Source organism: Microbacterium sp. CR_7 (assembly GCF_041954755.1).
GTDB lineage: Bacteria > Actinomycetota > Actinomycetes > Actinomycetales > Microbacteriaceae > Microbacterium.
Genome location: NZ_JAVAYF010000003.1, coordinates 412,367 through 432,519, shown reverse-complemented (window position 1 = coordinate 432,519; position 20,153 = coordinate 412,367). Strand labels below are relative to the sequence as shown.

Annotated in this window: 31 protein-coding genes; 15 read left to right on the top strand and 16 right to left on the bottom strand. The window is 67.1% G+C overall.

Translation table 11 applies throughout. From position 1 onward, the window contains the following. Positions 1-179 precede the first annotated feature (179 nt). From RAC81_RS08275 to RAC81_RS08255, 5 genes are all read right to left on the bottom strand, one after another. The gene (locus RAC81_RS08275) at positions 180-560 is read right to left on the bottom strand and encodes a hypothetical protein (protein WP_375081919.1); all 381 of its coding nucleotides are present in this window, start codon (positions 558-560) and stop codon (positions 180-182) included. Then, positions 557-1,600, bottom strand: a complete 1,044-nt coding sequence (locus tag RAC81_RS08270; RefSeq protein WP_375081918.1) for a metallophosphoesterase — start codon at positions 1,598-1,600, stop codon at positions 557-559. Before RAC81_RS08270 ends, RAC81_RS08275 begins: the two co-directional genes overlap by 4 nt. A gap of 50 nt (positions 1,601-1,650) precedes the next feature. Next, a complete protein-coding gene (locus tag RAC81_RS08265) occupies positions 1,651-2,514 on the bottom strand; it encodes a hypothetical protein (protein WP_375081917.1) in 864 nt (287 codons plus the stop codon). 50 nt (positions 2,515-2,564) lie between these two features. Further along, positions 2,565-3,152: a TetR family transcriptional regulator gene (locus RAC81_RS08260; RefSeq protein ID WP_375081916.1), complete on the bottom strand. Its 588-nt coding sequence runs from the start codon at positions 3,150-3,152 to the stop codon at positions 2,565-2,567. Between the two features lie 167 nt (positions 3,153-3,319). After that, the gene (locus RAC81_RS08255) at positions 3,320-3,592 is read right to left on the bottom strand and encodes a hypothetical protein (RefSeq protein ID WP_375081915.1); all 273 of its coding nucleotides are present in this window, start codon (positions 3,590-3,592) and stop codon (positions 3,320-3,322) included. A 12-nt stretch (positions 3,593-3,604) separates the two neighbouring features. Here RAC81_RS08255 and RAC81_RS08250 point away from each other — a divergent pair, with 12 nt between their 5' ends. The 7 genes from RAC81_RS08250 to RAC81_RS08220 all read left to right on the top strand — a co-directional run bounded on the left by RAC81_RS08250 (position 3,605) and on the right by RAC81_RS08220 (position 8,637). Continuing rightward, the gene (locus RAC81_RS08250; RefSeq protein ID WP_375081914.1) at positions 3,605-4,513 is read left to right on the top strand and encodes a hypothetical protein; all 909 of its coding nucleotides are present in this window, start codon (positions 3,605-3,607) and stop codon (positions 4,511-4,513) included. Further along, positions 4,510-6,330: a hypothetical protein gene (locus RAC81_RS08245; RefSeq protein ID WP_375081913.1), complete on the top strand. Its 1,821-nt coding sequence runs from the start codon at positions 4,510-4,512 to the stop codon at positions 6,328-6,330. Before RAC81_RS08250 ends, RAC81_RS08245 begins: the two co-directional genes overlap by 4 nt. Positions 6,331-6,360: 30 nt before the next feature. After that, a complete protein-coding gene (locus tag RAC81_RS08240) occupies positions 6,361-6,570 on the top strand; it encodes a hypothetical protein (RefSeq protein ID WP_375081912.1) in 210 nt (69 codons plus the stop codon). Between the two features lie 40 nt (positions 6,571-6,610). Continuing rightward, on the top strand, positions 6,611-7,129 hold the full coding sequence (locus RAC81_RS08235) for a hypothetical protein (protein WP_375081911.1): 519 nt from the start codon (positions 6,611-6,613) through the stop codon (positions 7,127-7,129). Between the two features lie 90 nt (positions 7,130-7,219). Next, positions 7,220-7,675 carry a hypothetical protein gene (locus tag RAC81_RS08230; protein WP_375081910.1) on the top strand — a complete coding sequence of 152 codons (456 nt, stop codon included), beginning with the start codon at positions 7,220-7,222 and terminating at the stop codon, positions 7,673-7,675. 42 nt (positions 7,676-7,717) lie between these two features. Next, positions 7,718-8,170, top strand: coding sequence for a helix-turn-helix domain-containing protein (locus RAC81_RS08225; RefSeq protein WP_375081909.1), 453 nt, complete (start codon positions 7,718-7,720; stop codon positions 8,168-8,170). After that, positions 8,170-8,637 (top strand): hypothetical protein, encoded by a 468-nt coding sequence (locus RAC81_RS08220; RefSeq protein ID WP_375081908.1) that lies wholly within the window; start codon positions 8,170-8,172, stop codon positions 8,635-8,637. The genes RAC81_RS08225 and RAC81_RS08220 overlap by 1 nt, the downstream gene beginning before the upstream one ends. A 45-nt stretch (positions 8,638-8,682) precedes the next feature. Here RAC81_RS08220 and RAC81_RS08215 read toward each other — a convergent pair whose 3' ends face one another. The 3 genes from RAC81_RS08215 to RAC81_RS08205 all read right to left on the bottom strand — a co-directional run bounded on the left by RAC81_RS08215 (position 8,683) and on the right by RAC81_RS08205 (position 10,295). Further along, positions 8,683-9,435, bottom strand: coding sequence for a Fic/DOC family protein (locus RAC81_RS08215; protein ID WP_375081907.1), 753 nt, complete (start codon positions 9,433-9,435; stop codon positions 8,683-8,685). Next, complete coding sequence (locus RAC81_RS08210; protein ID WP_375081906.1) at positions 9,425-9,688, bottom strand: hypothetical protein; 264 nt, start codon at positions 9,686-9,688, stop codon at positions 9,425-9,427. The genes RAC81_RS08215 and RAC81_RS08210 overlap by 11 nt, the downstream gene beginning before the upstream one ends. Before the next feature lie 361 nt (positions 9,689-10,049). Then, on the bottom strand, positions 10,050-10,295 hold the full coding sequence (locus tag RAC81_RS08205) for a hypothetical protein (protein WP_375081905.1): 246 nt from the start codon (positions 10,293-10,295) through the stop codon (positions 10,050-10,052). Between the two features lie 246 nt (positions 10,296-10,541). Between RAC81_RS08205 and RAC81_RS08200 the strand changes: the two genes are divergently transcribed. Beyond that, the gene (locus RAC81_RS08200) at positions 10,542-11,117 is read left to right on the top strand and encodes a hypothetical protein (RefSeq protein WP_375081904.1); all 576 of its coding nucleotides are present in this window, start codon (positions 10,542-10,544) and stop codon (positions 11,115-11,117) included. Here the strand turns inward: RAC81_RS08200 and RAC81_RS08195 are convergent. The 3 genes from RAC81_RS08195 to RAC81_RS08185 all read right to left on the bottom strand — a co-directional run bounded on the left by RAC81_RS08195 (position 11,090) and on the right by RAC81_RS08185 (position 12,646). After that, positions 11,090-11,602: a hypothetical protein gene (locus tag RAC81_RS08195; protein WP_375081903.1), complete on the bottom strand. Its 513-nt coding sequence runs from the start codon at positions 11,600-11,602 to the stop codon at positions 11,090-11,092. The genes RAC81_RS08200 and RAC81_RS08195 overlap by 28 nt on opposite strands. Continuing rightward, complete coding sequence (locus tag RAC81_RS08190) at positions 11,599-12,195, bottom strand: RNA polymerase sigma factor (RefSeq protein WP_375081902.1); 597 nt, start codon at positions 12,193-12,195, stop codon at positions 11,599-11,601. Before RAC81_RS08190 ends, RAC81_RS08195 begins: the two co-directional genes overlap by 4 nt. 88 nt (positions 12,196-12,283) lie before the next feature. Beyond that, entirely contained in the window at positions 12,284-12,646 is a 363-nt protein-coding gene (locus tag RAC81_RS08185; protein WP_375081901.1) for a helix-turn-helix domain-containing protein, read from the bottom strand. 99 nt (positions 12,647-12,745) lie between these two features. Here RAC81_RS08185 and RAC81_RS08180 point away from each other — a divergent pair, with 99 nt between their 5' ends. The 3 genes from RAC81_RS08180 to RAC81_RS08170 are packed head-to-tail and all read left to right on the top strand — an operon-like array spanning position 12,746 to position 14,321. Further along, the gene (locus tag RAC81_RS08180; protein WP_375081900.1) at positions 12,746-13,339 is read left to right on the top strand and encodes a sulfite oxidase-like oxidoreductase; all 594 of its coding nucleotides are present in this window, start codon (positions 12,746-12,748) and stop codon (positions 13,337-13,339) included. After that, a complete protein-coding gene (locus RAC81_RS08175) occupies positions 13,336-14,055 on the top strand; it encodes a ferredoxin reductase (RefSeq protein ID WP_375081899.1) in 720 nt (239 codons plus the stop codon). Before RAC81_RS08180 ends, RAC81_RS08175 begins: the two co-directional genes overlap by 4 nt. Further along, positions 14,055-14,321 carry a DUF6510 family protein gene (locus RAC81_RS08170; RefSeq protein WP_375081898.1) on the top strand — a complete coding sequence of 89 codons (267 nt, stop codon included), beginning with the start codon at positions 14,055-14,057 and terminating at the stop codon, positions 14,319-14,321. The genes RAC81_RS08175 and RAC81_RS08170 overlap by 1 nt, the downstream gene beginning before the upstream one ends. An 86-nt stretch (positions 14,322-14,407) precedes the next feature. On the opposite strand, the gene RAC81_RS08165 is transcribed toward RAC81_RS08170, so the two are convergent. The 3 genes from RAC81_RS08165 to RAC81_RS08155 all read right to left on the bottom strand — a co-directional run bounded on the left by RAC81_RS08165 (position 14,408) and on the right by RAC81_RS08155 (position 16,597). Next, positions 14,408-15,244, bottom strand: a complete 837-nt coding sequence (locus tag RAC81_RS08165) for an aldo/keto reductase (RefSeq protein ID WP_375081897.1) — start codon at positions 15,242-15,244, stop codon at positions 14,408-14,410. A 67-nt stretch (positions 15,245-15,311) separates the two neighbouring features. Then, on the bottom strand, positions 15,312-16,034 hold the full coding sequence (locus RAC81_RS08160) for a hypothetical protein (RefSeq protein WP_375081896.1): 723 nt from the start codon (positions 16,032-16,034) through the stop codon (positions 15,312-15,314). Continuing rightward, the gene (locus RAC81_RS08155) at positions 16,031-16,597 is read right to left on the bottom strand and encodes a mismatch-specific DNA-glycosylase (protein ID WP_375081895.1); all 567 of its coding nucleotides are present in this window, start codon (positions 16,595-16,597) and stop codon (positions 16,031-16,033) included. Before RAC81_RS08155 ends, RAC81_RS08160 begins: the two co-directional genes overlap by 4 nt. Positions 16,598-16,667: 70 nt before the next feature. Here RAC81_RS08155 and RAC81_RS08150 point away from each other — a divergent pair, with 70 nt between their 5' ends. Further along, on the top strand, positions 16,668-17,144 hold the full coding sequence (locus RAC81_RS08150; protein ID WP_375081894.1) for a heme-binding protein: 477 nt from the start codon (positions 16,668-16,670) through the stop codon (positions 17,142-17,144). A gap of 19 nt (positions 17,145-17,163) precedes the next feature. Here the strand turns inward: RAC81_RS08150 and RAC81_RS08145 are convergent, their stop codons facing one another. Next, positions 17,164-18,153 carry an aldo/keto reductase gene (locus RAC81_RS08145; RefSeq protein WP_375081893.1) on the bottom strand — a complete coding sequence of 330 codons (990 nt, stop codon included), beginning with the start codon at positions 18,151-18,153 and terminating at the stop codon, positions 17,164-17,166. A gap of 154 nt (positions 18,154-18,307) precedes the next feature. Here RAC81_RS08145 and RAC81_RS08140 point away from each other — a divergent pair, with 154 nt between their 5' ends. The 3 genes from RAC81_RS08140 to arr are packed head-to-tail and all read left to right on the top strand — an operon-like array spanning position 18,308 to position 19,249. Continuing rightward, positions 18,308-18,541: a hypothetical protein gene (locus RAC81_RS08140; RefSeq protein WP_096714121.1), complete on the top strand. Its 234-nt coding sequence runs from the start codon at positions 18,308-18,310 to the stop codon at positions 18,539-18,541. After that, positions 18,538-18,795: a hypothetical protein gene (locus RAC81_RS08135; protein ID WP_375081892.1), complete on the top strand. Its 258-nt coding sequence runs from the start codon at positions 18,538-18,540 to the stop codon at positions 18,793-18,795. Before RAC81_RS08140 ends, RAC81_RS08135 begins: the two co-directional genes overlap by 4 nt. Positions 18,796-18,838: 43 nt before the next feature. Continuing rightward, positions 18,839-19,249, top strand: coding sequence for an NAD(+)--rifampin ADP-ribosyltransferase (arr, locus tag RAC81_RS08130; RefSeq protein WP_375081891.1), 411 nt, complete (start codon positions 18,839-18,841; stop codon positions 19,247-19,249). 47 nt (positions 19,250-19,296) lie between these two features. On the opposite strand, the gene RAC81_RS08125 is transcribed toward arr, so the two are convergent. Further along, positions 19,297-20,055, bottom strand: coding sequence for a Pr6Pr family membrane protein (locus RAC81_RS08125; RefSeq protein WP_375081890.1), 759 nt, complete (start codon positions 20,053-20,055; stop codon positions 19,297-19,299). Positions 20,056-20,153: the final 98 nt, after the last annotated feature.

The following is a 20,153-nucleotide window of genomic DNA, read 5'->3' as shown; positions in this document are numbered from 1 at the left end:
AGAGCCGAAGGACGGGGTATCGCGGAACGACGGGATCCATCTCCATCGTCATCCTGACGAATTCGTTGCTTGCTGTCTTGACGGGATGAATCCTCGTCGCCACCGAAGCGTGACTGCATCACCTCCATCGCAGTGGGACGTCGAGCTGGTCTCCCATTCGTCCTCTACAGGCACCGAAGTCAGGAGCTCCAAGCCCAAGCGACATGGCGGGCATCCCGCAATGCTTCCTCGAGACGCCCTTGGCGGAGCAGCGTGATGTTGCGGCGAGGGTACTTATCGGGCAGCGCGACGTTCAACCATTGCGTCCAGGTCCACGAGTCATCCACCCCGGTACGGAGAACGTTGAGAACCTCCGTCAGCCCTTCGACCACCTTGCCGTCCAGTAGCTGAAACTCTGGAAAGAGGTAGACGTCGTCTGTCGTGTGCAGCATGAGGAGGCGAAGATCGTTTCCGGCCTCCATAACCTCTGTCTCAGTCCAGCCGAGGGTGCGGGCCATGCTCGTCACCGTGTAGCACGGGCCAACGATCTCGCCCCAGGGGGTCGGACCGTCCTCGCTCATGACTCTTCCTCGGTCATGCGCGTGTGGCGACGGCGGACGTCTTCGATGATCTCGTCGAGGTTGCGAACCCCGTCGATGTAGTCCCGAGCGTCCCGGAGCGCCTGAGCGGAAGGCCTCAATCCGTCCAGGACTCCCGAGTGCAGGGACTCGGCGACGCTGTTCATCCGCTGCTCCCGGGTGCGACGAGAACCACCGTCCTCGGCGAGTCCGCGGAGTATCGCCAGGCTCGGCGTCGCCATCCGGAGGTTGTTCATATCGAGGATCCCGAGGTTCCACTCGTGGCCCTCTCGCCCAAGGCTCGCCACGCGCCGACCGTCCTCCGTCCTGCCACCCCCCGCGACGTGCATGTGTCCATGAGCGAGCAGCTCAGGGCGCACGGCGTCCCATACCTTCGAAATGCGCGCACGCGACTCCGCGGACGCCTCCAGTGCGGCTTTCGAGAACCAGTGCGGGTTCGTGCGCAGGACTTCGCGGACGGGGCGTACTGGGGTGCCGGCCGGGGACTCGTGCGTGAGCATCAGGTCCGCGGGTCCTCCGGCGACAGCCGCTTCTACGTCCTCGTCGGTCAGGGCCTCCTGCGGCCACCAGGTCAACCCTTCCTGCCTAGACTCCCGGTCGACCGACGATGCCCCTCCGAGCGAGAGAACACTCCGGCCACCGATGGACAGACGAGCAGGGCGCGGCAGGATCCAGGTCAGGCGCGACACACGCACGGCTGCGCCGGGATGCTTGTCTAGCAGCGGCGTGAGCTTCCCATACGGTTCGTGGTTTCCCAGCGTGACGAGGATCCGCTGGATGCCGGTGTCGGCGAAGGCGTCATCGACGTCATCACCGTTCATCCAGTAGTCCCCGAGGTGCAGGATCGTCGTCACATCGGGGGCGAGGCGTGGCAGCGCGCGACCCATCATCCGCGCCCAGCCAGCGTTACCGTGCCAGTCGCCGAAGACCGCCACGCGCTGATCCGGCAGCGTGATGCGATCCATGTACTCGGCGGCTTCCTGCTCGCCCTCGACATCGTTACGGTCGTTCCCCAGGGTCATGGATGGCACCCTACCTGCGGACGCAGACGTTACGGTCCAGCGTGTCGTCTTCACTTGCCGCCGACGCTCTCTTCGGCGAGGAGGCGCGCGGGCCGCGCGAGCTGGCGTCTGGACGCCCTCTCGTCGGGCGCCGTGACGAACCCGACGTACCGCGTGAATGCCTCCAGGGAGTCCACACCAGCGGCCGTCATCAGCGTGACGACGTTGGTGTCCGATTCGAGGTGACGCACGATCCAGGTCGCTCGTAGCCGCTGCGGTTGGGGTCTGAGCAGTCCCGGCGCACGGCTGACGAAATGTGAGACAACGTTCTTGCTGGTGGACTGCCGACCTGGGCGGAAGACGAAGCGGTGGGGTTCCTCTTCCGCCAGCGTGAGGTCGCTCGCCCAGAGGTCGAGCATCGTCACCGTTCGTGGACGAACGCCGCGGATGGCGATCTCGGTGTGCTCGGACTGAACGACATCTTCGATTCGGAGGTTCGTGATCTCGCTCGTGGACAGTCCCGCGCCGAGACCGAGCGCGAGGAGGTTCATCGCGCTGACCGCCCGCTCGCCTGTCTGCGTCCAGGCCCAAGACCGTAGGGCGGCCACCTCCGCGGTCGTGTACGGCATCGCTGGGTCAGCGGATGGCAGCGCCTTAACCGGTCGTCGACGATCTCGGGGGTCGGCGATCCGCTCCGAGATCCTGAACAGCCGGCCACGAAGGTTGCCGAGTGAACCCTTGGAGTATTGCCCCATCGCCACTGTGATGAATCGCTCGATGTTCCGAGTCGTGAAGATCAGCTCGAGGTCCGGGTCGAAGCCGGCGGGACCGAGCGCCCAGCGGAGAAATGGGATCACAGCGAAGCGAATGTCCGCCTCGCTGTATGGAGTGGCCAGGCCAAGTCGCGCGCATTCGGAGGCGAGAGGCTCCACCATGGGGTGAGAAGTCATGGTCGACGGATCTACACGGGACCGCCGACATGCGACTACGAGCGGCCCGGAGGCAGTGCCCGTAGAAGTAGCCCCCGGATCAGGGTAAAGTCCGGCGCTCCGGTGACTGTCGTGTCCTCGAGCAATGTCGTGGTGAGGCCATCGAAGACGACCTGAAGCCGCACAGCCGCCATTCCGCTGATCCCGTTCAAGTTCGCAGTCGGACCAAGACCGGCGCTCTGGCGAAACTGGTGCTCACAGAAGGACAGGAGATGGGCGCGAACCTGAGCCGCTGCCACTGGGTACTCCGAGAGGATGTGGGCCGAGTGCCGCATCTGGGTAGCCAGCGTGAGGACCTCGCGGCGTGGAGGGGTCGTCGGCAACAGGGCCATCAGTGCGTCTGCCGGGGTTGATCCGTGCGTTGCCTGCATGTCCGCTCGGTTACGGCGGACGACCTCTCCCGCCAAGAGGCGGTGCAGGGCGGCGTGGGTCGGGAACGAACGTTGGACCGCGCTCGGTGACAGCTTTGCAGCTAGGGCGACCCGTCGAACAGTCGTTGCGCCGAGGCCTTCATCGCCTGCCACCCGCCAGGCCGCGTCGATGAGTTCTCGTCGGCGACCCGCGGCGTCGATGAGAGCTGGCATCCGCCCAATCTAATACAGCTGTATCGCCATAAGACCTGCGACAGCGGCTCGCTTCGGCAACCGCTCGTCAGAACTCCTGAAAAGATGCCGATCTGCGACGGCGTCCCGCATAGGTCCCCTGATTCAACCAATCAGGAGAACGAATGCCCAAGGGACAGAAAACCCCGTCACACTGGCCGCGGCCAGACCGCTCGACCGAGAGCGCGCTCCATCCCGACGATGAGCTGCAGGCTCGGCCAGGTGCGGCCCGCGCTGACGGCAAGCAGCGTCGCGTGGTTCATGCCGACCAGCTCGGCGAAGCCTCGAACGCCGTGCTCGGCGATGCCAGCACGGAGGTCGAGAACGATGAGGCGGGCAACCTCGGCCTCGGGGGTACTGGCCTCGCCGGCGGGCCAACCGTCGACGAGGTCGGCGGGGCTCTCGCGGCGGGGACGGGGCATGACGTCAATGCTATGTCGGAGGATGGTGGTTATATTTCTAACCACTCCATCGAGGAACTCATGGAGCTCTACGTCCCGCGTGACACCAAGCACTGGAAAGAGGTGAGGCCGCTCGTGCTCGAAGCGACCAACGCCACTCGGCCGAAGAGCTGGGACCGCACCCGAGAAATGATGTTGGTGCTCACCCACTTCATCATCTGGGCCTGGAAGGTCGGGGCACGCGACCTCAACCTCGACGACCTGTTGACCAAGAACGCAGTGCGTCGTTACATCGCCGCGCAGAAGGACCTCACCTCCTCGGCGCGCATCCGACACGAAACGCACCTCGCTCGTGCCGTCGAGGGTTACACGGGAGTGAAGCCCGGGAACCCGTCGCACGAGAACACCAACTCAGTTCCGTACACGGCAGCGGAGCTGGCGTCGTGGCTGTCCGTCGCCAATACGTACTCGACAGAACGGATGAGGACAACCAGCAAGAGCATCATCGCGCTCGGCGTCGGTGCCGGACTTGGAACCACTGAGATGGCCGGCCTGCGCAACCGCGACGTCATGCTTCCGGAGGTCCATGTCGGAGGCGAATACGCGCGAACCGGCTACCTCCTCCCGACGTGGCGAGAGTACCTGACGGTCGGCGTCAACCCGGACGACTATCTGCTGCTCCCCGATGTCGCTCGCCACCAGAAGCCCGGGACGACCATCCTCAACTTCCTCCATGCCCTCCCCGGCTCGTCGGTCAGCCCGCGACGCCTGCGCTCGACGTGGACCATCGACCTCCTCCATCGCGGCATCGGCGTTCAGGACTTCCTCGCCCTCACCGCGCAGAAGACCGCACGCACCCTCGACCGATACGTCGAGCACCTGCAGCCAGCATCCAGCCCCGAGGACATCATCAATCGCCTCTACGAAAGGAGTGACGCGTGAACACGCTCGGACGACTCACCCGGAGCGCCCTCTTCGCCCGCAGCCAGCGCACGTCCGTCTTCCCGGACGAAGAGGTCGAGATGGCGCTGAACTCTCTGTCGCTCGTCCCCATCGTCGAGGCGGTCGAAGGCTGGCGGAAGGACGATTTCGGAGTCGGCGGTCGACCACCGGTCCTGAACTACCGCGCCCTCCTCGCGGTGATGCTGCTGCTTCGCACCGAGCACGCTCCTCAGCTCGTCACCGAGATGTCCAATGTCTTCTACCGACGACTGAGCGCGCAAGGACTCGAGATGCTCGGCCTCGCCAGCATTCGGCCGGCGAAGGACCCCGACAAGGAGCCGACGCAGTGGTACGACCGGACCTGGCGCTGCTTCCACAGCCTCCTCGAGCTCATGGACCCGTATCCGGCACCGCGCGAGACCATGAACCGGGACGAATGGGCCTACGTCGTCTCGCAGTGGGACCCGAAGGTGCAGGAGCTCAAGCGCGCTCGGCTCGACTGGTTCTGCAACGCTCTCCTCGAGATGAGCTTTCTTGAACTTCCGGAGAAGGCACGCGATGCCTGGAAGGGTGACGTCTCCATCGACCAGACGAAGGTCGCCGCCGTCAGCAAGCGGGGTCGACCCAGCTGGAAGCGGAAGAATGGACAGGGAATCGAAATCGAGCCCGACGCCGTCATCATGGAACGGATGGCCGACTGGTACAACTCGGCACCCGAGTTCCGCCACAAGGACGACGCGCGTTCGCGCGACTTCGAATGGGCGTACGCCCTGAACCTTGCCGTCGGCGTCCCCCACGACGCCATCGGGCGAAAGACCGGACCGGTTCCTCACCCCGTCTTCGCTATCGGAATGAAGCTCTCGACGCCCATCCGGGACGCCGTCGCACCCGACACGGTGGACATGCTCGCGTCCATCGTCGAGCGCGGGCACCCGGCCGGTCGATGCACGGGCGACAAGGACTACTGGGCCAAGCAGAAGCCGAAGCGATTCGCCCTGCCCATCCGCGCACTCGGCTACACCCCTGTCACCGACTACCGGAAGGAGTCGAACACAGCGAGTGACGCCAGCGGCCTTCAGGGGCAGATTGGCGGAGCGCCCATCGCAGATGGAGGACTGTTCTGCCCGATGACCAGAGACGGCCTCCTGCGGGCAACGCCGCTCTTCCGCCGGGGAGAAATCGACAAGGAGACCTACCGTGCGCGTGTGGACGAGCGGAGGAACTGGATGCTGCACCGTGCGCGCAAGCCCGACGAGACCGGAGCATGGGAGATGCGGTGCCCCGCCATCGGGAAGAGCGCGACGCTGGAATGCCCGCTGCGGGAACTTCATCGGGAGGCGACCGATAAGGAACGGGATGAGGTTGTGCGTCCCCCTGCCGCGCACGAGCGGGATGCTGTGTGCACGAAGAGCAGCATCAAGATTCCCTTCGACGAGAGCATCCGCTACCTCCAGGACATCCCCTACAAGTCCCGACTGTGGCGAGCCACCCACGGTGCCGACCGTTCGGACATCGAGCGCTTCAACGGAGTCGTGAAGGACGGCGCCAAGGAAGCGCTCTCGAACCCCAAGCTCCGCCAGACGCGCGGGTTCGCCGCGGCGTCCGTGTTCGCCGCCATGGCACTGGTCTCGGCCAACCGCAGGTACACCCTGGCGTGGGCCCGGAAGGAAGCGCGGCGCAAGAAGAAATCTGACGTCACTCGTCGGTCAAAGTCCTTCACCCCAGCCTCGCTCGCGGACTACAAGCCCAAGCGACTCATGCTCACCCCGACCGGCGAGGTGCGGACACCGGACCGCGAAGACCTCATCGCCAGCTGACCACCAACCCCATCAACGAAGGAGAACCACATGAAGACCACGCCCGCCCCCATCGCCAACGCTCGGCCGAACGTGCTCGCCTGCCCCGCCGCGTACAAGCAGCGCCTGCGCTCGACGCGGAAGCACCGCTCCAGCTTCGTCTTGGACTGCGCGGTTGTGCCGCGGCTGACCCCGACCATCCGCCGGCTCGCTGAGGAGCGGGTTAGCCACGCTGGCCACGCTCATTCGTCTGCCGCCTAACCCTCCTCGCCTCACATCGCTCGACAGATAGGAACTGGCCATGAAGACCAGCAACACCCTGACCCCCGTCGCAGCCATCAACAAGGCGCTCGGCACCGACTTCGAACTCCGCTGGGGCGAGTACGAGCGCGATGACCCCTCCCACGTGACCGACGAGGGCCACCTCGTGCTCGAGCTGAAGGACCTCTTCGACCCGAACGGGTTCCGGCACTGGACCCTCGTCCACGAGTGGGCGGCGGTGGTCGGTTTCGAGTTCCAGGGCCTCGACCCGAACGAGGTCTTCGCGTGCATCCTCGGGCAGTCCCTCTACCCCGCGGTGCGCGAGCGCCACGATGGTCACCGCCTGCGCAACCAGCAGGAGGCATATCTTCGCACCGGCATCGCGCCGACGGACATCCCGGACTTCCGCATCGCCGTCCACGGTGACCTCCTGCTCGCAGCCATCGTCCGCGTCCTCGACGGACCGTTCACGTCCGAACACGAGACCCGCCTCGCCATCGCGCGACGGTGCCGGTTCATCAGCAACGACCCGGCTGACTGGGTTCCCGACGAGGACTGACGTTAGAAGCAGAGGAGGGCAGCCCCGTCGGGGTGGCCCTCCTCTGCTATCGCGCGCCGACATGTCGGTCCCGCCCAGTAGCATCTCGGTATGACGCTCGCGAATCGCACCGGTAGCGATTCGCGGTGTTGTATCGAGAGCGGCGCGCCGTACACATGGATCCATGCTGAGGATCCGACGCACGTCCAGATGGTCGAGTTCGAGGAATGGCTCGCTGGTCTCAACGACTTCTCCCGAGCGCACGAAGAGGGCGAGATCGATGAACTCTTCGAGGCGGCATCCGAGGGCAAGCTCGAAGACACCGGCGACAACCACACCAAGATCAAGCCCGTCACGCACAAGCCTGAGATCTTCGAACTTCGCCTCAAGTCCGGGCTGAAGCGTCCGCACACCTACCTTCGCTTCTATCACTCGGAGCCTGTAGTCAGGCCGAAGAACCTCATCGCGCTCCACCGACACATCAAGTCGAGCGACGATGCCCAGACTGACGGACTCGCGCAGGCGATCTCCATCCACCTGCTAGGCGAATCGATAAACTGGGCGTAACGCCCCTACTCAACCTTCAGGTTGTGTGCGTATGATGTCGACATGAGCAACATTTTCCCCATGCTCGCCAAGTCCATCCCGCCTATGAAGCTCGTGCGTGCCCGTGCGAAGGTTCTTGCACGCGAAGACCGAGACATGCGCGCCGAGCTTGTCCGCATTCGCCGCAGGGCGAACCTGACCCAGAAGAAGGTCGCGGAGCAGCTCGGCATCACTGCACAGGCAGTGGCCAAGATTGAACGCTACGACGCTGACCCCAAGCTTTCGACTCTTCGACGGTACGCCAACGCCGTCGGCGCCATTGTCGAGCACCGCGTGACCGTCGACGCCGGTCAGTCCATCTATATGGCCAGCTCTTCCCGCTGGGAGTCAAACGACGTGCCAGGCGTTCAGGGCGCTACCTGGCGCTTCGCTACCTCGGGCGTCGCGGCGCACGCGCCGTCGAGCACCGCAGAGTGGTCGGAGCCGAAGCGGTCCGAGTTCGCGCTGGTCGTCTAGTGGCCGGTGAGCTGAGCGAGACCGATAAGGCTCGTGTTCATGCGCTGATTGCCAACTGCGAGCTCGGTGGAGTCTTTTTTCACGAGCAGAGCGTACGCCGGCACGAAGAGACACCGGAGGGTATGCCGGCTGACTTCTCCAACGCGGAGATCGGCATTCAGTTCAGGCTCGCGGACGACGATTTCGGAGTTCGCCTGAGGGCGGATATCCAGAACACAGTTGGCACCGCCGCGGTGGTGGTCTCCGGAGAGTACAACCTCACCGGCGGATACCAGCCGACCCGACGCGACGTCATGATGTTCGCCAACGAGGTAGCGGCGATGACGATCTACCCGTACCTCCGCGAAGGCGTCAGCACAGCCACAGCAAAGGTTCTGGGTGAAGGCGTCCTCTTGCCGATTGCTCCCCGAGGCGCCATCGCTTTCGACATCGACGACGATCCAGACGTCGAGATCACCAGCGCGTGAATCACGAAGAGGACGACCAGGACAACCTGGTCGTCCTCTTCGTCTCTACTGGTGAAAGGGGCACGCTCCGCGGCGTCGGCACCACGTTCCGTTGGTCGTGGGAGCGCCGCAACGTTCCGCGGTCCGCTTCGGCGCACCGAGAGGTGCCGTCATGACGGCGGTCGAGCGTCGGCGCGCACGCGCAGGACCGGTGTTATCGCCCGCAGCCGGGCGAACGATGCGCGTGAAAAGGCTGATGAATGGTTCCCCGGTACCACTCTCGTGCGATGCTTTCGACGCGGCGGTGTTCTCCTCCGGTGTCACACTCCGCCAGTCGAAGGCGCGGCCTTTGAGCGACGCGACGTCGTTGAGGAACGCTCGCTGAGTTCGACCGTTGCCTTCGCGGAACGGGTGCATGTAGTTCAGTCGAGCGAGGAACTCGGCGGAGCGAGACACGAACTCGGGGTTGGTGAGTACTTCGGTCGTCGCAAGGCCACTCTCACGCAACCAGCCGAACGTGTACTCCGATGCGCTGTGCATCTGCGCTGCGTGATGGAAGCTGTCGCCGTTCTTCGAGATGTTGACGGTGCGAAGCTCGCCGGCCCACTCGTACAGGTCCTGGAACAGAGTTCGGTGGATGGCTCGAAGGTGTTGCAGGTCGAAGGTGCTGACGACAGGGCGCCGTTCGAGCTGCACCTGCCGCAAGGTCACGTACCGGTGTTCGCTGGCACTGAGCAGCGCGGGGTCCAGGAGACCGAGCTTGTTGCGGAGAACGCTGGTGCCCGTATAGACGTACGGGTCGACGAACTCAGCGGACACCGTGCTCGGCGTCCAGACGCGCCAGCAGGCCTTCAAGGGTCGCGCGACCCCTGATGTAGTCCATCGCCGCAGCGACGTCGGACTCGTCCGGAACGAAGCCCTCGAGCTTCGAGCTGGCGCAAGCCCGCTCGATGATCTGACGACGAACCTGGGGGTCAGACTCGTCTGGGAGTGGCCGAGGGACGCCTGCGGGAGGGTTGGGGGAGGTGGTGTTGGGGTCGGGCACCTCGCGGTGCCCCTGCTGAATGTCCATGAAGAGGACATGCGCGGTCTACGTGCGCCACGTGACCACATGAGCGTCGCCACAGCGGGCCGGAGATCGAAGGTCGGCTTCGATGCCTCGGAAGCCCCCGGAATCACGCGGATATCGGGGCTGTCCGACCGCGCCACGAAAACGCCGCGAAAGGCTCCCGAAAATCTTGCGATAGAGCCGCGATAACGCCGAAATCAGGGGTCGCGAAAACCCGCGGAATCACGCGGCCAGATCGAGTATCGCAATCACGTCACAGCGATGAAGGCCCGGTTTCGTACCGGGCCTTTTTTCGTGCCCTGATCCGCTCGCCCCGAGGCGCCGCCCGCCTGGGGGTTCTGGCCGGAGCCGCCCAGCGAGCTCGCTACTCCTGCGGGAGATCGCGCGTGACCACGGGGAGCGTGAACGGCCGCCCGGCGGTGACCGCTTCCGCGTACGCGCGCATTCCGGCGTCGTCGAGGTCGACGAGCGGGCCGATCACGCGGAAGTCGTCGATGATGTCGTCGATCGACGCACCGACGTGCACGGACCGGAATCTCTCGTCGGCCGCGGCGACATTCTCCGTCGCTACGCGGAGGATGTCTCCCTGGTCGTCTGACTGAGGCGCCATCCGTCGAGCCTAGAAAGCCGCGCACGGTCGCGGCCACGGGCGGTGACCGCGCTGTCCGAAATCCTGCAGTCGGCGGTCGCCACGATCCAGTTCACCGCGCGCGCCGGCTACAGAGATCGCGCCAACTTTCCTCGCGCCAGCCGCGTGATCACGCGGATCACCGCAGCATCCTCCGTCCCCGGGCGGAACCGCGCCTCGCGGCTCGGACATACCGAAGCGAATCCCACCCCCATCGGAGGAGCTTCCATGTATCGACGAATCGCATCCGTGGCGGCAGCGCTCATCATCGGCGTCGCCGTCTCCGCCCCCGCACCCGCTCTCGCGGCATCCGATCCACCCGCCGTGTGCACGGTCGGCGGAGTCGCCGTCCCAGACGGTGTGCCACTGCCCGAGGAGATACCCACCGTGATCTCCTGTTTCGACACGGTGGCGGAGGCGGAGCAGTTCATCGCCGACGGAGCGCCTGGCGATCTCGAGCAGCTCCCGGCTCCGGCGGCCGCGGCTCGCTCGTCGTTCGCCACCGCATCGACAGTCATCGTCGGCAAGGCGTACACGGGAACGTCGCGCGGCGGCACCGCGCTGATCCACTGGGGATCGGGAAGCGGATGCTACGGCGTGACCTTCGGGTTCCCGACACTCGCAGCGACCTGGAACAACAACGTCTACTCGGCGGAGGGTCTCAGCAACTGCTGGTCGTCGCAGTACGACGGCACGAGCTACACCGGATCGAAGATCACGTGCACCCCGTACTGCGCGACGCTCGGCGCGCTCGCCGGGAAGACGTCGTCGATCGTCTACCGTCCTGTGGGCTCGTTCGGCTGATACGGGTGCAGTCGCAGCACCGAGCACTCGATGACGCCGGGAACCACGGCCGCCTCGCCCTCATCGGTGACGCAGGTCGTGAACTCCGCCGGTGCCGTGCCCGGAGTGGGCGTGGCCGACAGCGGATCGTTGTCCTCGAAGGCGCCCGCCTCCCACATCTGCACGCACATAGCCTCGGCGTCCTCGATCGCGAGTACTCCGTCGGGGGTGGCGACGCTGGCCGCCGCCCCCGACAGCGTGCCGTCAGGGTTGCGGTACGGGCCCTCCAGGCAGTGCACGATGCCGGTCTCGCTCACCGGCTTCTCGTCGAGGAGCACGACCCCGGCGACACCCGCGCCCGCAAGCACGAGCACTCCGCCGGCGATGGACAGTCGACCCCACAGCGTCTTCCACCAGACGGGACGAGAGAGGTCACGCCGCATCTGCTCGACCAGAAGATCCTGCACCTCACGGTGATGCGGCATGCCGCCAAGACGGTCGTTCACGCGTTCGCCTCCTCTGCGGTGGGAGCGTATCGCTGCAGGGAACCACGCAGCCGGGCCTTCACCCGCGACAGACGCGACTTCACGGTGCCCTCCGGGATGCCCAGGACCACAGCGGCCTCGGCCGTGGGGAGCTCGTGGACGATGCAGAGCACGACGACACCGGCATCCTTGTGATTCAGCTCGAGAAGCGCCTCTCTGATCTGATGGGAGATCTTCAGGGTGTCCATCGCGTGCGCCACCTCGTCGGCATGATCCGGCACGTCGCTGTCGCGCGGGATCCGACTGAGCAGCCGGTGGTATCGGCGGCGCGAGCGCATGCTGTTCTTCGCGGCGAACGAGGTCGTCGCCAGCAGCCAGGGAAGGACCGAGTCGTCGACCACACGGACCTTGGCCCGCTTGCGCCAGAGTTCGAAGAACGCGGTCGCGGCGACCTCCTCGGCGTCCCAGGTCGTGCGCATGAGGACGAGGGCGACGCGGAAGACGGCGCCCTGATGGCGGTCGTGGAGGAGGCGGTACGCCGGCTCGTCACCGCGCGACAAGCGGAAGAGGAGTTCCCCATCACCGGGGAGTCCTGACGCTGCGTTTCCCGGCACGACCTCACCTCGATCTTCGGAGTCGGCTGTTCAGCACGACCGATCGCTTCGAGTCTACGGTCCGTCCGGGACGTACGCCTTCGGATGCTCACGCTGCCTCGGGGTGCACGACCGCACGGAGACCCGCCTCGCGGGCTTCCCGTGGCGAACACCCCAGATAGCGATGGCAGTGGGCGCGGAACGTCTCGTAAGTGCCGTAACCGCAGCGAGGGGTGATCTGCGCCAGGGGAACGGCGGGGTGCGCCGTCGAGACCGTGATCACCCGCTCGAGCCGACGCCGCGCGAGCTGCTCCGCCACACTGGGCCGGCCGATGAACGCGCGATCCAAGTGGCGACGCGAGACGAACAGCTCGCGAGCCAGCCACGTGGGGCCGACGCGGGGATCGCGGTAGTGCTGCTCGATCAGGGCGGCGCAGCGGACACGGAGCACGACGAGATCGGTGGTCTTCATACAACGGTATGTCCGGCATCCGCTCCCGAGTTCCCGTCGCCTTGCGCAGACCCGTATATCGCGCCAAGCTGGCGCCATGCGTACGGGAGAGGATGACAGATGGCTGTGATCTCGCGGGGTTTCGGCGGGCGACGGCGTGAGAGCGAGCCGAACCTGCCACCCGGGCAGTACCTCACACAGGATTTCCCGGTGCTGTCCGCCGGCCCCACGCCGCGGATCGGCACGTCGGAGTGGAGCTTCGGGATCCGCGACGAGGGCGGCGCTCTGACCTCGTGGACCTGGGATGAGCTGCACGCGTTGCCCCTCGAAGACGTGCACACCGACATCCACTGCGTCACCCGCTGGTCGAAGCTCGGCACGAACTGGCGCGGTGTGTCGCTCGACACCCTGCTGGCCGACGTCGACACGAGTGCGTCGTATGCGATGGCCCATTCCTACGGCGGGTACACCACGAACATCCCGCTCGACGACCTGCTCGGCGGACAGGCGTGGATCGTCTCGGAGTTCGAGGGCGAACCACTCGACCCCGAGCACGGAGGACCGGCGAGGCTCATCGTGCCGCACCTCTACTTCTGGAAGAGCGCCAAGTGGGTCAGGGGCCTCACCCTCATGGACGAGGACGCCCCCGGATTCTGGGAGCAGAACGGCTACAACATGCACGGCGACCCCTGGACCGAGGAACGCTATTGGTGATCGTCGCCGGATGGCGCCCCGCACGCGTGGTCGGTGTCACCGAGCAGACGGCGTCGTCGCGCAGCATCCTGCTCGATGTGTCCGACTGGCCGGGGAACGATCCGGGCCAGCACGTCGACGTGCGGCTGACCGCCGAGGACGGCTATCAGGCCGTGCGCTCGTACTCGCTCGCGTCGTCAGGTGACTCGACCGTCATCGAGCTCGGGGTCGACGAGATCCCGACCGGAGAGGTCTCGCCCTACCTCGTGCGCGACGTGATGGTCGGCGACGAGCTCGAGGTGAAGGGTCCGCTCGGGCAGTTCTTCGTCTGGCGGCCCGGGCAGGCGGGGCCGGTGCAGCTGATCGCCGGCGGGTCGGGCATCGTCCCGCTCGTCGCGATGGTGCGCGCGGCGCATGCTGCGGGCGTCGGGTCGTCGATGCGCCTGCTTTACTCGGTGCGCAGCGCGGACGATGCGATGTTCGGCGCGGAACTGGCCGCCGACGACGCGGGGGTCGATGTGCGCTGGGCGTACACCCGATCGGCTCCGGCCGGCTGGAACGGCAGGGCGGGCAGGCTCGACGCGGATGCCGTCGCCGACGCCGTCTGGCCGGCGGATCGGCGTCCGCTCGTCTTCGTCTGCGGGCCGACCGGATTCGTCGAGCACGTGTCGAGCATCCTCGTGCAGCTCGGGCACGAACCCGACCGCGTGCGCACCGAGAGATTCGGAGGCAGCTGATGAGTCACGAACACCCCGCCGCCCGCGTGGACGGCAACGCCATCGCCGGTCAGGTGCTCGACATCCTCGGCATCGACGTCACCGCGCTGCGCGGGACGTGCGACGGATGCGGCAGTGACGCGTGCCTGGCCGAAGCCGTCGTCGAGCTCGACGACAGTGCAGCGATCGTGCGCTGCCGCACGTGCACGCGCACCCTCTTCACGCTGTTGCACACGGACGAGCGGCCGCGTCTCGTGTTCGGCAGCCTGCGGTCGCTCAGCGGCTGAGCTCGGACCGGCAACCACGAGAGAGGGGCGGATGCCGGGCGCTCACCCGGCATCCGCCCCTCTCCGTCAGCGACCTGCGCGCTCGATCAGTTGAACTCGAGCGGGTGCGAGCCGACGCGGCCGGAGCCGTCGAGCGGGTCGAGTCCGTCGATCGCGGCGATCTCGGCATCCGTCAGCTCGAAGCCGAACACGTCGAAGTTCTGCTGCATGCGCTCCTTGCGGCTGGACTTCGGGAAGACGATGAAGCCCTTCTGCAGGTGCCAGCGGATCACGGCCTGGGCCGGGGTGACGCCGTGCGCCTCGGCGGCCTCGGCGACCGCGGGGTTCTCGAACAGCGGGTACTTGCCCTGGCCGAGCGGACCCCACGACTCGATCTTCGTGCCGTTCTTCTCGGCCCAGGCGAGCACGTCGCGCTGCTGGTAGGCCGGGTGCAGTTCGATCTGGTCGATGGCGGGCACGACGCCGGTCTCGGCGACCAGTCGGTCGAGGTGCTCGGGCAGGTGGTTAGAGACGCCGATGGAGCGCGAGAGGCCCGCGTCGCGGATCTCGATGAGCTTGGTCCACGCGTTCACGTAGGTGTTCTTCTCGGGCGTGGGCCAGTGCGTCAGGTACAGGTCGACGTAGTCGAGGCCGAGCTTGTCGAGGCTCTCGCGGATCGCGTCGTGCGGCTGCTCGCCGGACTGACGGTCGTTCCAGAGCTTCGTGGTGATGAACAGCTCGTCGCGGGGGATGCCGCTCTTCGCGATGGCGGCGCCGACACCCTCTTCGTTCTTGTAGATCGCGGCGGTGTCGATGTGGCGGTATCCGACCTCGAGGGCCTCGGAGACGGCCTTCTCGGCCTCATCCGCGGGCACGAGGAAGACGCCGAAACCCAGCTGGGGGATGGAGTGGCCGGAGTTCAGGGCGATGGTGGGAACAGTCATGACTCCAGCCTAGAAGCCGCCCCGTGCCGAGAGGCCAGACGTTGACAACTGCTGTCGCAGGGCGTCATCATCCGTCCTCGCTGTCGGCGCGCACCTCGACCGTGTCGCCGCGCAGCGTGAACTTCAGGGCCGTCCCTTCGGGGAAGCGGTCGCGGAGTTCGTCGGGTTGTCCGGCGTCGACGATGATCTGGAGGGATGCCGGGAACGCGCCGGCGGAGCACTCCATCCCGATCGCGGAGAAACCGTTCGACGCCGACCGGACCGTGTCGGTAGGCACTCCCAGAAGACAGCGCTGGTCGTCGATCTCGCTCCAGCCCTCGTTGCGCACGAACGTCAGGCCGTACCAGTCCTCGAACAGCACCGATCCGTCGGTGCGCTCGCCGAGGGCGTCCCACCAGTCCGCGCCGGGATCGACGGCGATCGTGTCGACGAGTCCCGGTTCGACTGGACGAGCGGCCGCGGTGAACGCCGTGGCGACGGATGCCGAGACGGCTGCCACGACCGCGACGGCCGCGCACGCGAGGGCGATCCACGCCGTGCGCGGGCGTGGATCGAAGAACCCGGGGCGCGGCACGGGCTCGGAATCGACGGACTCTGCAGCCGCGGACTGCGACTCCGGCGCCGACACGGCGGTCGTCGAGTGAGGCGCGACGGCGACCGACGCCTCGACGGGTTGAGGCGCTTCGAGATCTGCCAGGCGCCGCATCGCCTCGGGGTCGCGGGTGATGTCGGCATCGCGCCCGTACGCCCGCGACTGCAGGGCGCGAAGCTCGGCATCCGTGTCGGTCATCGCGTGTCCTCCTGTCGGACGGCGATCCCGGCGGCGACGGCCGCCTCGCGAAACGCGGCCGCCAAGTCGGCCAGTGTCGACCCGGCATTCAGCCCGCTCGGATTCGGCAGCACCCGAAGCTGGGCGTCGCCCAGAGTCTCCTCCTGCACGCCCTGGCGGGCCTTCCGTCGCCCGAAGCCCGTGCGGTAGGCGCCGATGCCGAGCATCGCGACCACCGCAAGGTCGTGCTCGGCGACGAGTCGCCGCAGATCCTCGACTCCGGCGACCAGTTCCTCCGGCGCGAGCTCGTCGGCCGCACGGGTCGCTCGCTGCACGAGGGTGCTGACCCCGACGCCGCGCGCCAGGATGCGCTCGCGATCGGCCGGCGTCACCCCGTCATACGCATCGATGACCCGGTCGAGGATGCCGGCGGCATGCAGCGCCTTCCAGAACCGGTTGCTGCGGTGCGCGAAAGGCGCCGCGACCTCGGCCGAACGCAGCCCGGGGTTGATGCCGACGAACAGCAGCCGCGTCCGCTCGTCGATGAGCGGCGGCATGACGAGAGCGGGGCGAGGATCGGGCACACTCGGACTCTACGCCCGCCGCGACGCGGCAGACTGGGGGAGCACCCTCGGTACGGAAGGATCGACGACGATGACCGACGACGAATGGCTCAGCCGCCTCGAGCACGAGCACATCGAGCTCGAGCTCGATCGATTCGACAGGGCCGACGCGTGGCGCCTCGGCCGCGCGATCGCCGAGCGCGGACTGGCGGAGTCGGCACCGATCGCGGTCGACATCCGCACCGCATCCGCTGTGCTCTTCCACGCCTCGCTCCCCGGTGCGACGGCCGACAACGACTCGTGGGTGGCGAAGAAGGCGGCGACCGCGCTGCGCTTCGAGACCAGCACGGCGCTGCTCGAAGCGCGAGTGGCAGCGGGGGGACGCGACCCGATGGAGCCCGGATGGCTGGATGCGGCGGCCTACGCCGTCGCCGGCGGCGCCGTCCCCGTGCGCGTGCGCGGCGTGGGAGTCGTGGCCGTGGTGACCGTGTCGGGTCTGCCGTCGGCCGACGACCACGCCCTCGTCACGGACGCGCTGCGAGAGCTGCGGGACGGGCAGCGCGCCTGACGGCGGGGCGGAGTCGCGCTCAGAACCCCTCGGGTGCGCGAGGCGTGTAGGCGGCTTCCAGCGCCTCGACCTCGGACTCCTCGAGATGGATGCCGACGGCATCCACTGCGTCGTCGATGTGCCCCACGCGCGTGGCTCCGACGATCGGCGCGGTCACGGCATCCTGCTGCGCCACCCAGGCGAGCGCGATCTGCGCCCGCGAGACGCCGCGGGCCTGGGCGACGCGCGCGACGGCCTCGACGATCGCGCGGTTCGACTGCTCCTCGCTCCGGTAGAGCGTCGAGCCGAACGCATCCGACTCGGTCCTCGCCGTCGTGTCGTCCCAGTCGCGGGTCAGGCGTCCGCGGGCGAGGGGCGACCACGGCAGCACGCCGACGCCGGAGTCGAGGCAGTACGGGTGCATCTCCCGCTCCTCCTCGCGCTGCAGCAGGTTGTACTGGTCCTGCATCGAGACGAACGGCGTCCATCCGTTCTGGAGTGCGACGTGCTGGGCGGTCGCGAACTGCCAGGTCCACATCGACGAGGCGCCGATGTAGCGTGCCTTGCCCGAGCGCACGACGTCGTTCAGCGCCTCCATGGTCTCTTCGATGGGCGTCTCGGGGTCCCAGCGGTGGATCTGGTACAGGTCGACGTAGTCGGTGCCGAGGCGCCGCAGGCTCGCATCGATCCCGCTGAGGATGTGTCCCCGACTGAGCCCCGCCTGGTTGGCGCCCGGGCCCATGCGGCCGTGCACCTTCGTGGCGATCTCGATCTGGTCGCGCCGTGCGAAGTCGGCGAGAGCCCGTCCGACGATCTCCTCGCTGGTGCCGTCGGAGTACACGTCGGCCGTGTCGAACGTCGTGATCCCGGCCTCGACCGCGTGCCGGATCAGCGGACGACTCGCCTCCTCGTCGAGCGACCACGGGTGCGCCCCGCGGTCCGGAACGCCGAAGCTCATGCATCCGAGCACCACGGGGGAGATCTTCAGCCCTGAATCGCCGAGTCTCACGCTGTCTTTCGCTTCGAGCATCCGTCTCTCCTCATCCTCGTCGTGTATCGGCAAGACTATGCGCCGCACCGAGGTGTCGGCGGGGATACAGCCGGGCGACGCGGCTGTCAACCGCCCTGCGCTCGCCGCCGATCCGCGTCACCATGGACGTCCGCCACCCACATAGGAGGACTCCATGACGAACATCGACGCATTCGCCAACAGCTTCGAGCCGGAGATGCCCGGCGTGCCGCGCACGGAGGACCCGACCGACGGCACCTTCCCGACCGACACCGAGCAGCCCGAGACGCAGGGCGACGAGCCGCTCGAGGCCGAGATCGGCGAGGACGGACAGGGCGACCTGGCTCCCGAGGACGAGGGGTCGCAGCACAGCGGCGACGCCCCCGACGATCTGCGGGTCGAAGAGTGAGTCACGCGGACAGCGTCGGCGACGCACGGGATGCCGCGGCCGAGCCGGATCCGAAGGACCGCATCGCCGAGATGCTCGACGATCGCGGAGGAGACGACCCGGATGCCGTGGACGACGTGCCGGCGGGCGGCGCTGGTGCCGACTCCGGCGGTGCCGGCGCGGTCCGCGTCGACCCCGCCTCGAAGGGCGAGGTCAAGGACGAGTCGATCCACAATGACGAGCCGGGGATCGGCACGCGTCGCTCCGGCGACTGAGATCGCCTTCTGTCGGTCGCCCGCGCAGTCGTAGGCTGTGCGGGTGACAGACGCACTCGATGACGGTCCGTTCTTCCACGGCACGAAGGCCGATCTGCAGCCGGGCGACCTCCTCACTGCGGGGTTCCGATCGAACTACCGGCCCGAGATCGTGATGAACCACATCTACTTCACCGCGCTGCGCGACGGCGCAGGCCTCGCGGCCGAGCTCGCTCCGGGCGATCGAGAACCGCGCGTGTACGAGGTCGAGCCGATGGGGGAGTTCGAGAACGACCCGAACGTCACCGACAAGAAGTTCCCCGGCAATCCGACGAGGTCGTATCGCAGCGCTGAGCCGTTGCGCATCGTGCGCGAGGTGCACGACTGGACGCGGCTCTCACCCGAGGCGCTCGCCGACTGGCGCGAGAAGCTCGCCGCCCTGCACTCCGACCCTCGGGCCGAGATCATCAACTAGGCGTGGTGCGGGGGCGAAGGCGGGGCGTCTCGTCTCGCTTCACTCGCTCAACGACCTGCGGCGCGGCGAGCGAGGGCCGCGAGCGCGCGATCGAGGACGACGAACACGAATCCCACCACGATCAGGGCGATCGACAGCGCGATGACCCACTGCGTGACTCCGGGGATCCCGAGCGCATCGACGTCCATGAAGGGGTAGGGGTAGCGCTGGCCCGGCACGAACTCGCCGCCCAGCGCGCCGTAGACGAATGCCCACACGAGATAGGCGTACGGGATCAGCGTCCACAGCACCGGATCGCTCCACCGGAACGCGCCCTTCGGAACGAACAGCAGCCAGTCGACGATCAGCAGCACCGGTGTGACGATGTGGATGAGGTTGTCGGTGAGGGAGAAGACGTCGGCATCCCCGGCGTCGAATCGCGTCGGCACCAGCACCACCAGGTAGATGAGCATCGTGACGGTGATCGCCATCATCACCGCGCCGCTCCAGCGGGCGCTCGGCGTCGACGTGCCGCGGGCGCCGAGGCGCCGGAGGTCGCCGACCGTGCGGACGGCGAGCAACAGCATCCATCCCCCGCAGATGAGGTTGCTGACCATCGTGTAGTAGAGGAACGTCGTGGGGTCGATGGCTCCGTCCACGATGCGCGAGTTCCGCGCGATTCCCGTCGCGATGATCGCCAGCGCCAGCAGGCGGTATGCGAGCGCAAGAGGCCGTGAGTCGACGGCTGCCCGGGGGAGCAGGCGCGTGTTCGGTCGGACGGCCGGGAGATCGGATGCCGCGGGCGGAGTCACGACGGCTTTCGACATGCTTCGAGGCTACGCGCCTCGCAGAGCCGTCCGGTCCGCGAACTCCGGAGCGTCACTTCTGCGGCCATTCTCGCTTTCTGCGGCCACGAGCGGATGCC

Excerpts from the sequence above, each read along its gene's own strand:
- RAC81_RS08275 (WP_375081919.1), bottom strand. The coding sequence starts at position 560 with ATGAGCGAGGACGGTCCGACCCCCTGGGGCGAGATCGTTGGCCCGTGC.
- RAC81_RS08270 (WP_375081918.1), bottom strand. The coding sequence starts at position 1,600 with ATGACCCTGGGGAACGACCGTAACGATGTCGAGGGCGAGCAGGAAGCC.
- RAC81_RS08265 (WP_375081917.1), bottom strand. The coding sequence starts at position 2,514 with ATGGTGGAGCCTCTCGCCTCCGAATGCGCGCGACTTGGCCTGGCCACT.
- RAC81_RS08260 (WP_375081916.1), bottom strand. The coding sequence starts at position 3,152 with ATGCCAGCTCTCATCGACGCCGCGGGTCGCCGACGAGAACTCATCGAC.
- RAC81_RS08255 (WP_375081915.1), bottom strand. The coding sequence starts at position 3,592 with ATGCCCCGTCCCCGCCGCGAGAGCCCCGCCGACCTCGTCGACGGTTGG.
- RAC81_RS08250 (WP_375081914.1), top strand. The coding sequence starts at position 3,605 with ATGTCGGAGGATGGTGGTTATATTTCTAACCACTCCATCGAGGAACTC.
- RAC81_RS08240 (WP_375081912.1), top strand. The coding sequence starts at position 6,361 with ATGAAGACCACGCCCGCCCCCATCGCCAACGCTCGGCCGAACGTGCTC.
- RAC81_RS08235 (WP_375081911.1), top strand. The coding sequence starts at position 6,611 with ATGAAGACCAGCAACACCCTGACCCCCGTCGCAGCCATCAACAAGGCG.
- RAC81_RS08230 (WP_375081910.1), top strand. The coding sequence starts at position 7,220 with ATGACGCTCGCGAATCGCACCGGTAGCGATTCGCGGTGTTGTATCGAG.
- RAC81_RS08225 (WP_375081909.1), top strand. The coding sequence starts at position 7,718 with ATGAGCAACATTTTCCCCATGCTCGCCAAGTCCATCCCGCCTATGAAG.
- RAC81_RS08210 (WP_375081906.1), bottom strand. The coding sequence starts at position 9,688 with ATGGACATTCAGCAGGGGCACCGCGAGGTGCCCGACCCCAACACCACC.
- RAC81_RS08205 (WP_375081905.1), bottom strand. The coding sequence starts at position 10,295 with ATGGCGCCTCAGTCAGACGACCAGGGAGACATCCTCCGCGTAGCGACG.
- RAC81_RS08200 (WP_375081904.1), top strand. The coding sequence starts at position 10,542 with ATGTATCGACGAATCGCATCCGTGGCGGCAGCGCTCATCATCGGCGTC.
- RAC81_RS08185 (WP_375081901.1), bottom strand. The coding sequence starts at position 12,646 with ATGAAGACCACCGATCTCGTCGTGCTCCGTGTCCGCTGCGCCGCCCTG.
- RAC81_RS08180 (WP_375081900.1), top strand. The coding sequence starts at position 12,746 with ATGGCTGTGATCTCGCGGGGTTTCGGCGGGCGACGGCGTGAGAGCGAG.
- RAC81_RS08170 (WP_375081898.1), top strand. The coding sequence starts at position 14,055 with ATGAGTCACGAACACCCCGCCGCCCGCGTGGACGGCAACGCCATCGCC.
- RAC81_RS08165 (WP_375081897.1), bottom strand. The coding sequence starts at position 15,244 with ATGACTGTTCCCACCATCGCCCTGAACTCCGGCCACTCCATCCCCCAG.
- RAC81_RS08160 (WP_375081896.1), bottom strand. The coding sequence starts at position 16,034 with ATGACCGACACGGATGCCGAGCTTCGCGCCCTGCAGTCGCGGGCGTAC.
- RAC81_RS08150 (WP_375081894.1), top strand. The coding sequence starts at position 16,668 with ATGACCGACGACGAATGGCTCAGCCGCCTCGAGCACGAGCACATCGAG.
- RAC81_RS08145 (WP_375081893.1), bottom strand. The coding sequence starts at position 18,153 with ATGCTCGAAGCGAAAGACAGCGTGAGACTCGGCGATTCAGGGCTGAAG.
- RAC81_RS08140 (WP_096714121.1), top strand. The coding sequence starts at position 18,308 with ATGACGAACATCGACGCATTCGCCAACAGCTTCGAGCCGGAGATGCCC.
- RAC81_RS08125 (WP_375081890.1), bottom strand. The coding sequence starts at position 20,055 with ATGTCGAAAGCCGTCGTGACTCCGCCCGCGGCATCCGATCTCCCGGCC.